Annotated in this window: 16 protein-coding genes; 8 read left to right on the top strand and 8 right to left on the bottom strand. The window is 73.3% G+C overall.

Going from position 1 to position 13316, the window contains the following annotated elements:
* Nucleotides 1-19: 19 nt before the first annotated feature.
* From ACFYL6_RS01555 to ACFYL6_RS01525, 7 genes are all read right to left on the bottom strand, one after another.
* Nucleotides 20-736, bottom strand: a complete 717-nt coding sequence (locus ACFYL6_RS01555) for an urease accessory protein UreD (RefSeq protein WP_387166046.1) — start codon at nucleotides 734-736, stop codon at nucleotides 20-22.
* Nucleotides 736-1521: an urease accessory protein UreG gene (gene ureG, locus ACFYL6_RS01550; RefSeq protein ID WP_387166044.1), complete on the bottom strand. Its 786-nt coding sequence runs from the start codon at nucleotides 1519-1521 to the stop codon at nucleotides 736-738. Before ureG ends, ACFYL6_RS01555 begins: the two co-directional genes overlap by 1 nt.
* A complete protein-coding gene (locus tag ACFYL6_RS01545) occupies nucleotides 1511-2257 on the bottom strand; it encodes an urease accessory protein UreF (protein WP_387166042.1) in 747 nt (248 codons plus the stop codon). The genes ureG and ACFYL6_RS01545 overlap by 11 nt, the downstream gene beginning before the upstream one ends.
* Nucleotides 2257-3960, bottom strand: a complete 1704-nt coding sequence (locus tag ACFYL6_RS01540; RefSeq protein ID WP_387166040.1) for an urease subunit alpha — start codon at nucleotides 3958-3960, stop codon at nucleotides 2257-2259. The genes ACFYL6_RS01545 and ACFYL6_RS01540 overlap by 1 nt, the downstream gene beginning before the upstream one ends.
* Nucleotides 3957-4304 carry an urease subunit beta gene (locus ACFYL6_RS01535; protein WP_387166038.1) on the bottom strand — a complete coding sequence of 116 codons (348 nt, stop codon included), beginning with the start codon at nucleotides 4302-4304 and terminating at the stop codon, nucleotides 3957-3959. Before ACFYL6_RS01535 ends, ACFYL6_RS01540 begins: the two co-directional genes overlap by 4 nt.
* Nucleotides 4301-4603, bottom strand: a complete 303-nt coding sequence (locus tag ACFYL6_RS01530) for an urease subunit gamma (protein WP_030491505.1) — start codon at nucleotides 4601-4603, stop codon at nucleotides 4301-4303. The genes ACFYL6_RS01535 and ACFYL6_RS01530 overlap by 4 nt, the downstream gene beginning before the upstream one ends.
* 66 nt (nucleotides 4604-4669) lie before the next feature.
* Nucleotides 4670-4831, bottom strand: coding sequence for a hypothetical protein (locus ACFYL6_RS01525; protein WP_266302291.1), 162 nt, complete (start codon nucleotides 4829-4831; stop codon nucleotides 4670-4672).
* Between the two features lie 154 nt (nucleotides 4832-4985).
* Between ACFYL6_RS01525 and ACFYL6_RS01520 the strand changes: the two genes are divergently transcribed.
* Together ACFYL6_RS01520 and ACFYL6_RS01515 are read left to right on the top strand one after the other, a co-directional pair.
* Entirely contained in the window at nucleotides 4986-5798 is an 813-nt protein-coding gene (locus ACFYL6_RS01520; RefSeq protein WP_387166035.1) for a hypothetical protein, read from the top strand.
* A 56-nt stretch (nucleotides 5799-5854) separates the two neighbouring features.
* Nucleotides 5855-6259, top strand: a complete 405-nt coding sequence (locus ACFYL6_RS01515) for a hypothetical protein (protein ID WP_387166033.1) — start codon at nucleotides 5855-5857, stop codon at nucleotides 6257-6259.
* 32 nt (nucleotides 6260-6291) lie between these two features.
* Here ACFYL6_RS01515 and ACFYL6_RS01510 read toward each other — a convergent pair whose 3' ends face one another.
* Nucleotides 6292-7467, bottom strand: coding sequence for an LLM class flavin-dependent oxidoreductase (locus ACFYL6_RS01510; RefSeq protein ID WP_387166031.1), 1176 nt, complete (start codon nucleotides 7465-7467; stop codon nucleotides 6292-6294).
* 188 nt (nucleotides 7468-7655) lie between these two features.
* Between ACFYL6_RS01510 and ACFYL6_RS01505 the strand changes: the two genes are divergently transcribed.
* The 6 genes from ACFYL6_RS01505 to ACFYL6_RS01480 are packed head-to-tail and all read left to right on the top strand — an operon-like array spanning nucleotide 7656 to nucleotide 13273.
* Nucleotides 7656-8633 (top strand): aliphatic sulfonate ABC transporter substrate-binding protein, encoded by a 978-nt coding sequence (locus ACFYL6_RS01505; protein ID WP_387166029.1) that lies wholly within the window; start codon nucleotides 7656-7658, stop codon nucleotides 8631-8633.
* Nucleotides 8630-9463: an ABC transporter permease gene (locus tag ACFYL6_RS01500; RefSeq protein ID WP_387166027.1), complete on the top strand. Its 834-nt coding sequence runs from the start codon at nucleotides 8630-8632 to the stop codon at nucleotides 9461-9463. Before ACFYL6_RS01505 ends, ACFYL6_RS01500 begins: the two co-directional genes overlap by 4 nt.
* Nucleotides 9436-10167 carry an ABC transporter ATP-binding protein gene (locus ACFYL6_RS01495; RefSeq protein WP_387166025.1) on the top strand — a complete coding sequence of 244 codons (732 nt, stop codon included), beginning with the start codon at nucleotides 9436-9438 and terminating at the stop codon, nucleotides 10165-10167. The genes ACFYL6_RS01500 and ACFYL6_RS01495 overlap by 28 nt, the downstream gene beginning before the upstream one ends.
* A gap of 14 nt (nucleotides 10168-10181) precedes the next feature.
* Nucleotides 10182-11588, top strand: a complete 1407-nt coding sequence (locus tag ACFYL6_RS01490; RefSeq protein ID WP_387166023.1) for a selenium-binding family protein — start codon at nucleotides 10182-10184, stop codon at nucleotides 11586-11588.
* Complete coding sequence (locus tag ACFYL6_RS01485; protein ID WP_387166021.1) at nucleotides 11585-12214, top strand: hypothetical protein; 630 nt, start codon at nucleotides 11585-11587, stop codon at nucleotides 12212-12214. The genes ACFYL6_RS01490 and ACFYL6_RS01485 overlap by 4 nt, the downstream gene beginning before the upstream one ends.
* A gap of 42 nt (nucleotides 12215-12256) precedes the next feature.
* On the top strand, nucleotides 12257-13273 hold the full coding sequence (locus tag ACFYL6_RS01480) for a methyltransferase (RefSeq protein ID WP_387166020.1): 1017 nt from the start codon (nucleotides 12257-12259) through the stop codon (nucleotides 13271-13273).
* Nucleotides 13274-13316 lie beyond the last annotated feature (43 nt).

Genomic DNA, 13316 nt, shown 5'->3' with positions numbered 1-13316 from the left:
GAGGCCCGGTAGCGGCTCCTTAGACCGTTAGGTGGGTGCGCAGGGTGTGCGCGTCGGGGGCGGTGGCGGTCCACAGGGTCGCCGGGCCGCCCTCCAACGGCAGCCGGGCGACGCTGCCCTCGACCGTTGGAGGTTCGGCGGGTTGCGACGGGTCGACCACCAGCAGCGACCCGGTGGCCGGGGCACCGCCGAGCACCGCCGGGCCGGCCCAGCCCGGCGCGTGCGGTCCCACCGCGAGGGACTGGCGCAGCAGTGGTCGACCCGCGTAGTCGGCCTGGGTGTGCACAACAGCACCGCCGGGTGCCTCGCCGTACCGGCCGCAGATCAGCTCGTCGCGCCACCGCAGGCTTGCGCCGGCGGCCAGCTCGATCCGGGACTCGGCGAGGTGGGCGCAGCCGGCCGCCGCGACCAACTGTTCCGGAAGCCAGTGCAGCGTGGCACCGGCGTGCACCACCGCCCGCACCGCCATCCGGGAGACGGCACCCGCGCGACCCGGCAGGGCGATCGACGCGGCGACGCTGTGCACCCGGACCGCCGCGCCCGGCCCGACCTCGATCTCCAGGCGCAGGTCGTCCCCGGCGAGAGGTCCGGCCGCCCCTCCGACGAGGTGAACCGTGGCGACGCCACCGTCGGCCGGGGTCTGGCGCAGCAGCAACGGCGTTTCGCCGTGCAGCTCGACGAGGGCCGTACCGCCCCGACCGTCGGCCCGGGCGACCAGCCGGGCGAACGCTCGCATCAGGCCGGGCCGACCGGCGCGGCGAGTGGGTGCAGGGCGGCGTGGTGGGCCAGCTCGTGCCGGATCCAGTCCGCCACCGATGTTGCCGTGGGGTCTCCCACGATGGACAGGAAGAGGGTCGGCAGGTCGCCGCGCCGCGCCCGCGCGTCACGATCCATGACGGCGAGGTCGGCGCCCACCATCGGCGCCAGGTCGGTCTTGTTGATCACGAGAAGGTCGGCGGCGGTGACCCCCGGCCCGCCCTTGCGGGGCACCTTGTCCCCGCCCGCCACGTCGACCACGAAGATCTGCCGGTCGACCAGCCCTCGACTGAAGGTCGCGGTCAGGTTGTCCCCACCGCTCTCCACCAGGACCAGATCCAACGGGCCGACCGCCTCGGCCAGTTCGTCGATGGCGTCCAGGTTGGCGCCGATGTCGTCGCGGATCGCGGTGTGCGGGCAGCAACCGGTCTCCACCGCGCGGATCCGGCCCGGGTCCAGCACTCCGGCCCGCCGGAGGAAGTCGGCGTCCTCGGTCGTGTAGATGTCGTTGGTCACCACGCCGAGCCGCAACTCGTCGGCGAAGGCACGGCAGAGCGCGGCCACCAGGGCCGTCTTCCCGGAGCCGACCGGGCCGCCGATGCCGACCCGCAGGGCACGGCCGGCGCGCGCCAACGGCGGATGGGGGTCCACCCCCGGCTCCGGATGGGTGTGCGGAACGGTCTCGTCGTGGGGTGGGGTGGCCGGCGGCGGCGTGATCGGTTCGACGGCGGGCACAGCGCTCGGCACAACGGTGTCAGGACGCAAAGAGACGCACCTCCCAGGTGGCATGAATTTCGGCATGGATGTCGGCGAGTGGAGCGGCGGCGGCCGGCAGCCGCTCCGGAGGGTCGTCGGCGGCCCGCGCCGCGTCGGCGGCCGTGCCGTCGCAGGCGTCGGCCAGGCCGACCAGCAAAGCCTGGACCTGGTACGGGTCGAGGCCGAGCAGACGTACGCCGGCGCTGGCCGCCCCGGTCACCGTCCCGTACGCGGAGATCGTGGCGGTCTCGACGCGGGACAGCCCCGCCGCGGCGCAGAGCAGCCCGAGCACGAGCGGTTGGTGTGCGCCACCGGGCGTCGCGGGCAGGTCGGCGAACGGGGCGTCCGGCCAGATGGTCCGGCCGGCCCGCAGCAGCGCCCGGCCCTGTCGGCGCGAGACCGCCCGCAACGCCGGTGCGGCGGTACGGGCGTCCAGCTCCGCGTCGAGCCGAGCCAGCGCCCCCGACCGAGCGGCAGACCCGGCCGGCGCCCCCGATGGTCGGGCCGACCGGGCCGGGTGCGCCGAGCTGACCGTCTCGGGCATCGCCACCCGGTGTGCGGCCGCCGCGAAGGCCGCGCCGACCAGACCGGCGGTGGCCAATCGTCCGGCCAGGAACGCCTCCAACGAGGCCAGGTCGGTGACCCGGCCGGCGGCGACGGCCGCCTCCAGACCACCGGAGTGCGCGTGCGCCCCGGCCGGGAAGCGCCCGTCGGCCAACAGCAACAGCAGGCTCGGCGTCCCCATCAGAACAGGAAGTACCGCTGGGCCATCGGCAGCCGGGTCACCGGGTCCGGCTCCACCACCTGCCCGTCGATCCGCACCGTGAAGGTGTCCGGGTCCACCTCGATGCGCGGCATCGCGTTGTTCTCCGGCAGGTCGGCCTTGCCCCGCGACCGCACGTCGCTCACCGGCACCACCTGGCGTCGCACGTCCAGGCGGAGACCGGCGTCCAGCGCCGCCGGGGCCACGAAGGCCAGGCTGGTGGCCGCCGCAGCCGCGCCGTACGCCCCGAACATCGGCCGCGGCAGCATCGGCTGCGGCGTCGGGATCGAGGCGTTGGCGTCACCCATCTGGGCGTACGCGATCATGCCGCCCTTGAGGACCAGGTGTGGCCGGACGCCGAAGAACGCCGGGTCCCAGAGCACCAGGTCAGCGAGCTTGCCCGGCTCGACCGAGCCGACCTCCCGTTCCAGCCCGTTGGCCATCGCCGCGCAGATGGTGTACTTCGCCACGTACCGTCGGGCCCGGTGGTTGTCGGCGGCCCCGTCACCCGGCAGCGCGCCGACCCGGTCCTTCATCACGTGGGCGCTCTGCCAGGTCCGCATGATCACCTCGCCGACCCGGCCCATCGCCTGCGCGTCGGAACCGATGATCGAGATCGCGCCGAGGTCGTGCAGCAGGTCCTCGGCGGCCATCGTGGACGGTCGGATCCGGCTCTCGGCGAAGGCCAGGTCCTCCGGCACGGACGGGTTGAGATGGTGGCAGACCATCAACATGTCCAGGTGCTCGGCCAGCGTGTTGGCGGTGTACGGCCGGGTCGGGTTGGTCGACGACGGCAACACGTTCGGTTCGCTGGCAACGGTGATGATGTCCGGTGCGTGCCCGCCACCGGCTCCCTCGGTGTGGTACGAGTGGATCGCCCGCCCACCGATGGCCCGCAGGGTGTCGGCGACGAACCCGGCCTCGTTGAGCGTGTCGGTGTGGATCGACACCTGGACCCCGGACGCGTCGGCCACCCGCAGGCAGGCGTCGATCGCCGCCGGCGTGGTGCCCCAGTCCTCGTGCAGCTTGAAACCGCCCGCACCGGCCCGCAACTGTTCCCACAGCGCCTCGTCGGAGACGGTGTTGCCCTTGCCGAGCAGCAGCACGTTCACCGGCATGGTGTCCAGTGCCTCGTGCATCCGGGCCAGGTGCCAGGCGTTCGGGGTGACAGTCGTCGCGCGGGTCCCCTCGGCCGGCCCGGTGCCACCGCCGACCATCGTGGTGATGCCACTGGCCAGCGCCTCGGTGACGATCTGCGGGCAGATGAAGTGCACGTGGGTGTCGACCGCGCCGGCGGTGAGGATCCGCCCGTTGCCCGCGATCACCTCGGTCGACGGGCCGATGACCAGGTCGGGGTGGACGCCGGGCATGGTGTCCGGGTTGCCGGCCCGGCCGAGCGCCACGATGCGCCCGTCGCGCAGCCCCACGTCGGCCTTCACCACGCCCCAGTGGTCGAGCACCACCGCGCCGGTGATGACGGTGTCCAGTGCCCCCTCGGCGCGGGTGGCACGGGCCTGCCCCATCGACTCACGGATCACCTTTCCGCCGCCGAAGACCGCCTCGTCGCCGCCCACGCAGTGGTCGGTCTCCACCTCGATCAGCAGGTTGGTGTCGGCCAGCCGGATCCGGTCACCGGTCGTCGGCCCGTACAGGTCGATGTAGCGGTCCCGCCGCACGGCGCTCACCGCGGCGACCCGTCGGCCGTTACCGCGTGCGGCGACGGGTCCAACGGTCCCGCGCACTCTCCGCGCAGACCGGGCACGATCCGTGCTCCGCCCAGCGGTACGAGGTCGACGCTGCGGTTGATGCCGGGTTCGAACCGGACCGAGGTACCCGCCGGAACGGCGAGCCGCTGCCCCCAGGCCGCGTCCCGGTCGAACGACAGTGCCGGGTTGACTTCGGCGAAGTGGTAGTGCGAGCCGACCTGCACCGGACGGTCGGCGGTGTTGACCACGAGCAGGGTGGTCACCGGACGACCCACGTTGATCTCGACCGGGTCGGCCGCCGGCAGAATCTCTCCGGGGATCACGGGATCGGGTGGTGCACCGTCACGAGCTTGGTGCCGTCCGGGAACGTCGCCTCCACCTGCACCTCCCTCAGCAGCTCGGGGATGCCGTCCTGGACGTCGTCGCGGCCGAGCACCGCCCGGCCGGCCGACATCAGGTCGACCACCGACCGCCCGTCGCGGGCCCCTTCGAGGAGGAACGCGGTGAGCACCGCGACGGCTTCGGGATAGTTGAGGCGCAGGCCGCGTTCGCGGCGGGCGCGGGCTACATCGGCCGCGACGTGGATGAGCAGGCGGTCCTGCTCGTGCGGGCTGAGGAACACGGGGCTCTCCCGGTGGGGTCGGCGTGCCCGGCTCGTCGTCGGCTCCGCACGGAGCCGCGCCGGGCATCAGCGCCCGGGGACGAGCTGGGAGTCACACGACCGCCGGGTCACCGCCGACGGGGCGACCCGGGACTCCACCATCCCGGCCCGCACGACGGGCATCCGGCGGTGTCGGGTCGGATGCGGACCGCACCGCCCACCGCTGAGCAGACCGTAGAGGATCGCCACCGACCGAGGCAACAGTCCAACGCGGACGGCCCGCGTACCCGCGTGTCCTGACCCCCGACGGCGTGCGAGGCGGTGAGAGCATGATCTGGGCGGGCTTTCCGTCGCCCGGTCGGGCTGCGCCGCGATCGGGTATCGGCCACAGGGGAGGCACCCAATGCAGGAGTCAGCGCCCGCGGCGAGCGGTGACGGTGAACGGCGGCTGCGGACGCTCACCGTGGTCGGGGTGGCCGCCAACGTCCTCGGCGTGGTCACGGCGGTGGAGGGCGTGCTGCGCCGGGACGCGCTACTGGTCGCCCTCGCCCTGACCGCCGTTCTGCTGCTCGGCGGTTTCTGGTTCTGGTACCAACGCACCCGGCTGGCGATCGCGCTGCTCGCGCTCGGCTGTGTGTTGCTCGGCGGCGTCGTGGCGACCCAACTCGGCCGCGGGTCGACGCCGCCACCCGCGGCCGGTGGCACCTCGACGCCCACACCGTCGGGAGGCGCGTCCCCGCCGAGCACGGCCGCCACCCCGACCGTGGGGCCGTCCCCGACGCCAGCCACACCAACGGTCAACGGTACGGCCGTGGTCGACCCGGACGCGCCGCGCGTCCTCGTGGACCGCAGCGTGGTGCTGCCGCGCGGCGCGGCGGTCGACGTCGACCGCCCGGATCAGCAGGTCGTCGCGAAGCACACCGGCGGGGCCACCGACGGGCTCGACCTGTACCACGACTGGGCGGACATCCGGTCGGACAACATCCAGGTCGCCAACCCGCCGAACGTGTACCAGTACTCCGGCGGCGACCCCCGCCTGGCGTACGCGGCCTGCGCCGTCGGCGGCTCCGGGTCGGCGCGGGCATCGTTCACGCCGGGGGCGGACTTCTGCTTCCGCACCTCGGAGGGGCGCGTCGGGTTCGCGACCATCGCCCCGCCCGGCAAGGATCAGGTGTTCGTCGTCCACGTGGTGGTCTGGGATGCCACCGGCGCCTGAGGTCGGGGCGCGGGACGGCTGTTCCGGTGCGGGGGTTCGCAGGGCATGATCGCCGGATGACGGCGACGAGGGGTACCCGCGCACTGCTCGGTGTTCTGTTCCTGGCGGCGGCCACGGTCGGGGCGTGGCTGCTCTGGCTGGGCTGGGACGACGAGTACACGGTCGACGCGCAGACCGGCGCGAGCAGCGGCCCGTACGAGCCGTGGCAGGTGGTCGGCTGCGTGCTGACGCTCGTGCTGCTGGCCGCGCTCGCCGGGACGCGGCTCAGCCCGTGGCTGGTGGCACCGGTGATGACTGTGGCGTTCACGGCGGCGTGGTCGTGGCGGGCCGCGTCGACCGACGACAGCGGGCTGTGGGTGGTCGGCGGGATTCTGGTGCTAGTCGGGATGGCGGCCGGCAGCACGGTGGTGAGCCTCGCCGGGCGGCGGATCGGCCGACGGATGGCCGGCCGACCCGCCTGACCGCAACGGGCGTCGGGCCCGGGCGGGCCCGGTCAGCGGGCCCCGGCGGGCTCCGGCGCGGGCGAGCCGGCGAACGGGACGTCGACATGGTCCGCCGTGCCCCGCGGGCCGTCGGGGTGCCGCCACAGCCCGCGGTCGCGCAGGATCGGCAGCACGCCCTCACCGAACCAGTACGCCTCCTCCAGGTGGGGATAGCCGGAGAGGATGAACTCGTCGATGCCGAGCGCGTGGTACTCGGCGATCCGGTCGGCGACCTCGGCGTGGCTGCCGACGAGCGCGGTGCCGGCCCCGCCACGGACCAGCCCGACGCCCGCCCACAGGTTGGGGGCGACCTCCAGGCCGTCGCGGGAGCCACCGTGCAGGTCGAGCATGCGGCGCTGCCCCTCGGACTCGCTGCGGCGCAGCCCCTCCTGCACGGCCCGGATGTCGGCCTCGGAGACCCCGTCGAGCAGACGCTGTGCCTGCGCCCAGGCCTGCTCGGCGGTGTCCCGCACGATGACGTGCAGCCGGATGCCGAAGCGCAGCTCCCGCCCGGCGCGGGCGGCCAACTCCCGGACCCGCTCCAGTTTGGCGGCGACCAGGGCCGGCGGCTCGCCCCAGGTGAGGTAGACGTCGCTGTGGCGTACCGCCACCGGAAGGGCGGCGGCGGAGGACCCACCGAAGTAGACAGGCGGCACCGGGTCGGGCAGCCGATGCAGCCGCGCCTGTTCGACGCGGACGTGGGTGCCGTCGTGGTCGACGGTCTCGCCGCGCCACAGCGCACGGACCACGTGCAGGAACTCGTCGGCCCGCGCGTACCGGGCGTCCTTGTCCAGGAAGTCGCCGTAGGCCCGCTGCTCCTGCGACTCGCCGCCGGTGACCACGTTGAGCAGCAGCCGGCCCCGGGACAGCCGCTGGAAGGTCGAGGCCATCTGGGCGGCGAGCGTGGGGGCCAGCAGCCCGGGCCGGAAGGCGACCAGGAACTTGAGTCGCTCGGTCACCTCGGCGAGCATCGCGGTGCTGAGCCAGGCGTCCTCGCACCAGGCGCCGGTCGGGGTGAGCGCGCCGACGAAGCCGAGTTGCTCGGCGCTGCGGGCGATCTGCCCGAGGTACGCGACGCTGGCCGGGCGGGCACCACCGGCGGCACCGGTTGGTACGCCGTGTCCGCCGCCGACGATGTCCCGGCTGTCGCCGTTGGTGGGCAGGAACCAGTGGAAGGTGAGGGTCATCTCGGCTCTTTCCGTGCGGGGGCGGCGGGTGGGGGTGCGAGTGCGCGCGGGGCGAGCGGGCACCTCCTGAGGGGTGGGACGATCCCGCCGACAGCCTACCCACAAAACCTATCGGGTTAGTAGGCTACTGCCGGCGCCGACACCTGTCGATGCGCCGCTGCCCGCACGCCCCGATCCGAGGAGCCGCCATGCCCACCCCGTCGACGAGCCGTCCCCCGCATCGCCGCCTCCTGACGGCCGTGCTCACCACCGTGGCGCTGCTCGCCACGGTCGCGGTGAGCGCGTGCGGCGGGTCCGCCGATGCGGGCGGCAGCAAGAGCAAGCTCCGGATCGGCTACCAGCGCTTCGGCGGGCTGAGCCTGGTCAAGGCGCGCGGGGCCGCACCGGATGTGGAGTGGTCGCTGTTCGAGAGCGGGCCGGCGCTCACCGAGGCACTCAAGGCCGGCTCCATCGACATCGGGCAGGTCGGCGAGGCGCCGCCGGTCTTCGCCGCCGCCGGGAAGATCCCGTTCTCCGTCATCGGCACCTCGGCGCCGATTCCGCAGGGTGAGGCGGTGCTGGTCAAGGCCGACCGGGGTTACCGCAGCTTCGCCGACCTCAGGGGCAAGACGGTGGCCCTCAACAAGGGGTCCAACGTGCACTGGCTGCTGGTCCGGCTGCTGGAGGCGAACAACATGACCCTGAAGGACATCCAGGTCAAGTACCTCAAGCCCGCCGAGGGGCGGCCCGCGTTCGACGGCGGCCAGATCGACGCCTGGGTTATCTGGGACCCGTACTTCGCCCTGGCCGAGCAACCGGGGGTCCAGGTGCTCGCCGACGCGACCGGCCTGGCCAGCAACCGTGAGTACGTCCTGGCCGCACCCCAGGCGGTCGACAAGCGCTCGGACGAGATCCGGGCGTTCCTCCAGCGCTACCGCGAGGTGACCGACTGGGGCATCGCCCACCCCGAGGAGCGAGCCAGCACCCTCGCGCCGGAGCTGAAGATCCCGCAGGACGTCACCAGCCGCGCCCTGGCCCGCAGCGCCAAACCCCTCGCCCCGGTCACCCCGGCCATCGGGGACGAGCTTCAGGCGATCACCGACAGCTTCATCGCCCTGGAACTCATCCCGGGGCCGGTCGACCTCCGCTCCCGGGTCGACGGCCGGTTCAACGCGGTGTTCCAGTGAGTCGTACGACGCTCGTCGAGGCGCCCGACCAGGTCACGGCGGCGGCCCCGGTCGTACCCCGTCGTCAGCGGCCGGCCCGGCGCTGGCGGCGGGTGGTGAGCCCGGTGGTGCTGGTCCTGGGTTGGGAGTTGGCCGCCCGGACCGGGCTGCTGGCGGCCGAGAAGCTGCCCGCGCCCAGCGACGTCCTGGCCACCGGCGCGCGGCTGAGCCGGGACGGCACGCTCGGCATCCACCTGCTGGACTCCCTCACCCGGGCCGGGGCGGGCCTGCTGATCGGTGGTCTCCTGGCCCTGGTCCTGGGCACCGTGGCCGGGCTGCTGCGGCTCGGGGACGACCTGGTCGACCCGCCGGTGCAGATGGCCCGGATGCTGCCGCACCTCGGTCTGGTCCCGTTGCTGATCATCTGGGTCGGCATCGGCGAGTCACTGAAGATCAGCCTGGTGGCTCTGGGGGCGTTCTTCCCCATCTACTTCAACACCTACGCCGGCATCCGGGACATCGACGAGCGGCTGGTGGAGGCTGCCCGTACCTGTGGTCTGGGTCAGGCCGCCCGGCTGCGGCACGTGGTGCTGCCCGGCGCGCTGCCGTCCCTCTTCCTCGGCCTGCGGCTGGCGATCGGGGCGGCCTGGCTCAGCCTGGTCGTCGGTGAGCAGGTCAACGCCCAGACCGGGATCGGCTTTCTGATGATGGAGGCGCGGGAGTTCAGCCAGACCGACGTGGTGGTGCTCGGCCTGCTCGTCTACGCCCTGCTCGGGCTGATATCCGACCTTGCGTTGCGTGTCCTGGAGAGGAGGATGTTGACATGGCGTCGCGGACTGCGGGCCACCTGACCGCCGCCGAGCCGGTGTTGACCGCCCACGCGGTGCGCCGGGCATTCGGGCCGACGGTCGTGCTGGCCGGGGTCGACCTGACCATCGCCCGCGGTGAGGTGGTGGCCCTGCTGGGCGGCAGCGGTTCCGGCAAGAGCACGCTGCTGCGGATTCTCGCCGGGTTGGACGGCGAGGCCAGCGGGACGAGCGTCGTGCACGGCACCGCCGCCGTGGTCTTCCAGGAGCACCGGTTGCTGCCGTGGAAACGCGTGGCGGAGAACGTGGGGCTCGGGCTGTCCGGCGCGGACGGCCCGGGGCGGATCCGGCGGGCGCTGGCCGAGGTCGGCCTGGCCGAGCGGCATCGCGCCTGGCCGGCGGAGTTGTCCGGTGGGCAGGCGCAGCGGGTGGCCGTGGCGCGGGCGCTGGTCCGCGAACCGGACCTGCTGCTGCTCGACGAGCCGTTCGGCGCCCTGGACGCGCTGACCCGACTGCGGATGCAGATCCTGCTGCGCCGGCTGCGCGCCGAGCACGGCTTCGCCGCCCTGCTGGTCACCCACGACGTGGAGGAGGCGCTGCTGCTCGCCGACCGGATCCTGCTCCTCGACGAGGGCCGCATCGCCGCGGAGTTGCCCGTCGACCTCGGCCCCACCCGTACGCCGGACGACCCGGCCTTCGGCGCGCTGCGCCGCCACCTGCTCGACCGACTCGGCGTTCCCACCACCTGACGAGCGGAGCTGTGATGACCCGCTGGACCCCCGACCCCACGTTCTACCCCTCGCCCCGCGAGGCGGTGACCGCACCGGCCGAGAAGCTCGCCTACGTGGCGGCCTTCGATCGGACGGCCAGCCGTCCGGACGCCATCGTGGTGCTCGACACCGACCCCGACTCCCCCGACTACGGCCGCGTGGTCGGCTGGACCGACCTGCCCTACGTCGGTGACGAGCTGCACCACTTCGGCTGGAACGCGTGCAGTAGCGCGCTCTGCCCGACCGCCCCGCACCCGCACGTCGAGCGGCGCTACCTGATCGTGCCCGGCCTGCGGTCGTCGCGCATCCACGTGCTCGATACCCAGCCCGATCCGCGCCAACCACAGATCGTCAAGGTGATCGGGGCGGAGGAGCTGGCGAAGCGGGCCGGCTACTCGCGGCCGCACACCGTGCACTGTGGCCCGGACGGCATCTACCTCTCCGCCCTGGGCGGCGCGGACGGCGCCGAGGGTCCGGGTGGCATCGCCATCCTCGACCACACCACCTTCGAGGTCCGCGGGGCGTGGGAGGCCGACCGGGGGCCGCAGTTCCTGGCGTACGACGTGTGGTGGCACCTGACCCAGGACGTGCTGGTGAGCAGCGAGTGGGGCACCCCGTCGATGATCGAGGACGGCATCATCGGTGAGTTGCTGCTGGGCCGACGCTACGGGCACGCCATCCACTTCTGGGACCTCGCCAAACGCCGGCACGTGCAACGTGTCGACCTCGGCGACCAGTACCAGATGCCGCTGGAGCTGCGGCCGGCGCACGACCCGACGAAGTCGTACGGGTTCGTCGGGGTGGTGATCAGCGTCGAGGATTTGTCCGCCTCGATCTGGCTCTGGCACCGCGACGGGGACGCCTGGGCGGTCACCAAGGTGATCGACATCCCGGCCGAGCCGGCCGATCCGGCGGACCTGCCCGATCTGCTCAAGCCGTTCGGGGCGGTGCCGCCGCTGGTGACCGACATCGACCTGTCGGTCGACGACCGGTTCCTCTACGTCTCCTGCTGGGGCACCGGGGAGCTGCGCCAGTACGACGTCAGCGACCCGCTGCACCCGGTGCAGACGGGCTCGGTGCACCTGGGCGGGATCGTCCGCCGGACCGCGCACCCGTCCGCTCCGGACGAGGCGTTGGCCGGTGGCCCGCAGATGGTGGAGGTCAGCCGGGACGGCCGGCGGGTCTACGTCAGCAACTCGCTCTACGGCGCGTGGGACGACCAGTTCTACCCCGACGGGGTGGGCGCCTGGCTGGCCAAGCTCGACGTCGACGTGGACGCCGGTGGGCTCACCCCCGACGAGCGGTTCTTTCCGCACGGGGAGGAGTTCCGGGGGCTGCGGGTGCACCAGACCCGGTTGCAGGGCGGGGACGCCTCTTCCGACTCGTACTGCTTCCCGTGACCGTCGGCACCCTGGCGACGCTCGCCGCGCTCGGCGCGTTCCATGGTCTGAACCCGGCGATGGGTTGGCTGTTCGCGGTGGCCCGGGGCCTGCAGGAGCGCAGCCGGCTGGCGTTGCTGCGCGCCCTGCCGCCGATCGCGGTGGGGCATCTCGCCTCGGTGGCGATCGTCGCCGCGTTGGTCGCCGCGACCCGCTCGGTGACGGCGAGCACCGCCCTGGCGGTGGTCGGCGGTGTGCTGCTGGTCGCCTTCGGGATGTGGCGACTGCTCTCCGAGCGGCACTTCCGCTGGGCGGGTATGCGACTGTCCGCGGCGCAGCTCGCCGGTTGGTCGTTCCTCATGTCGTCGGCGCACGGCGCGGGGTTGATGTTGTTGCCGGTGCTGGTGGCCGAGCCGGTGCCCGGGGTTCACTCCGGGCACCTGGCCGCCGCGCCGGTGGGTGCGCTTTCCGGCCTCGCGGCGGCCGGGGTGCACACCGTGGCCATGCTCGGCGTCGCCCTGGCCGTGGCGCTGCTGGTCTACCACGTGCTCGGGGTCGGTGTGCTGCGTCGCGCCTGGTTCAACGTGGACCGGCTCTGGGCCGGGGTGCTGGTGGCCGCGGGGTTGGTGACGCTGCTGCGGGCGTAACCGCCCATAGTGGAGGGGATGGATCTGTGATCTCATGTCGTGATGATCACTCCGACTCCCCTCATGCGCCTGGTGGCCGGTGTGTGGGGGTTCAAGACCCTCGCGGTCGGCGTCGAGCTGGGCCTGTTCACCAGGCTCGCCGGCGGGCGGACACTGACCGTGGAGGAAGCCGCCGCCGAGTTCGGGCTGCCCGAACGGCCCGCGGACCTGTTGCTGGCCGCCAGTGCCTCGCTCGGCCTGTTGGAGAAGGCCGGCGACGGCTACCGCAACTCCGAGTTGGCCGAGCAGTTCCTGGTCGAGGGTCGGCCGTACTACTTCGGCGCGCAGGTCCGCTACTCGGACCTGCGCACCTACCTGCCCTGGCACCGCATCGGCGAGGCCCTGCGCACGGATCGGCCGCTGACCTGGGACCCGGAGGCTCAACAGTCGATGTTCGACACCGCCGACCCGGAGATGCTGGCGCAGTTCTGGGACGCGATGTTCTCCACGTCCAGTTTCACCGCCAGCGCGTTGGCCGACGCGTACGACTTCTCCGCGCACCGCCGGTTGCTCGACGTGGGCGGCGGCGCGGGCGCGTTCCCGATCGAGTTCTGCCGCCGCCTGCCGGAGCTGCGGGCGACAGTCCTGGACCTGCCGCACGTCTGCGTGCGGGCCCGGGAGCGGATCGCGGAGGCCGGCCTGATCGGGCGGATCGACGCCGTGGCCGGTGACTTCCTGGCCGACCCGGCGCTGCCGGACGGGCACGACGTCATCCTGCTCAGCATGATCCTGCACGACTGGGACGAGCCGACGAACCGGGCGCTACTGGCCCGGTGCCACGCGGCGTTGCCGCCCGGCGGGGCGATCGTCGTCTGCGAACTGCTGCTCAACGACGAGCGCACCGGGCCGCCGGAGGCCGCCCTGATGGGGATGAACATGCTTGTCGAGACCGAGGGCGGCCGGAACTACTCGGGCGCCGAGTACGCGGCCTGGCTCACCGACGCCGGCTTCGTCGACGTACGGACGGTGCCGTTCGACGCGCCCGGCGCCAACGGCGCGGTGGTGGCCCGCCGGCCCTGACCGACGACGACACCCGGCCCCGGTGCGAACCCTGGGCCGGGTG

Origin of the sequence: Micromonospora sp. NPDC007208 (genome assembly GCF_042869175.1) — a bacterium.
GTDB lineage: Bacteria > Actinomycetota > Actinomycetes > Mycobacteriales > Micromonosporaceae > Micromonospora > Micromonospora foliorum.
This window is presented reverse-complemented; position numbering and strand designations above follow the sequence as displayed.

What these genes read in the sequence shown, in the direction of transcription:
- ACFYL6_RS01490 (WP_387166023.1), top strand. Translation starts at nt 10,182, where the DNA reads ATGACCCGCTGGACCCCCGACCCCACGTTCTACCCCTCGCCCCGCGAG.
- ACFYL6_RS01545 (WP_387166042.1), bottom strand. Translation starts at nt 2,257, where the DNA reads ATGGGGACGCCGAGCCTGCTGTTGCTGTTGGCCGACGGGCGCTTCCCG.
- ACFYL6_RS01510 (WP_387166031.1), bottom strand. Translation starts at nt 7,467, where the DNA reads ATGACCCTCACCTTCCACTGGTTCCTGCCCACCAACGGCGACAGCCGG.
- ACFYL6_RS01555 (WP_387166046.1), bottom strand. Translation starts at nt 736, where the DNA reads ATGCGAGCGTTCGCCCGGCTGGTCGCCCGGGCCGACGGTCGGGGCGGT.
- ACFYL6_RS01505 (WP_387166029.1), top strand. Translation starts at nt 7,656, where the DNA reads ATGCCCACCCCGTCGACGAGCCGTCCCCCGCATCGCCGCCTCCTGACG.
- ACFYL6_RS01515 (WP_387166033.1), top strand. Translation starts at nt 5,855, where the DNA reads ATGACGGCGACGAGGGGTACCCGCGCACTGCTCGGTGTTCTGTTCCTG.
- ACFYL6_RS01480 (WP_387166020.1), top strand. Translation starts at nt 12,257, where the DNA reads ATGATCACTCCGACTCCCCTCATGCGCCTGGTGGCCGGTGTGTGGGGG.
- ACFYL6_RS01520 (WP_387166035.1), top strand. Translation starts at nt 4,986, where the DNA reads ATGCAGGAGTCAGCGCCCGCGGCGAGCGGTGACGGTGAACGGCGGCTG.
- ACFYL6_RS01495 (WP_387166025.1), top strand. Translation starts at nt 9,436, where the DNA reads ATGGCGTCGCGGACTGCGGGCCACCTGACCGCCGCCGAGCCGGTGTTG.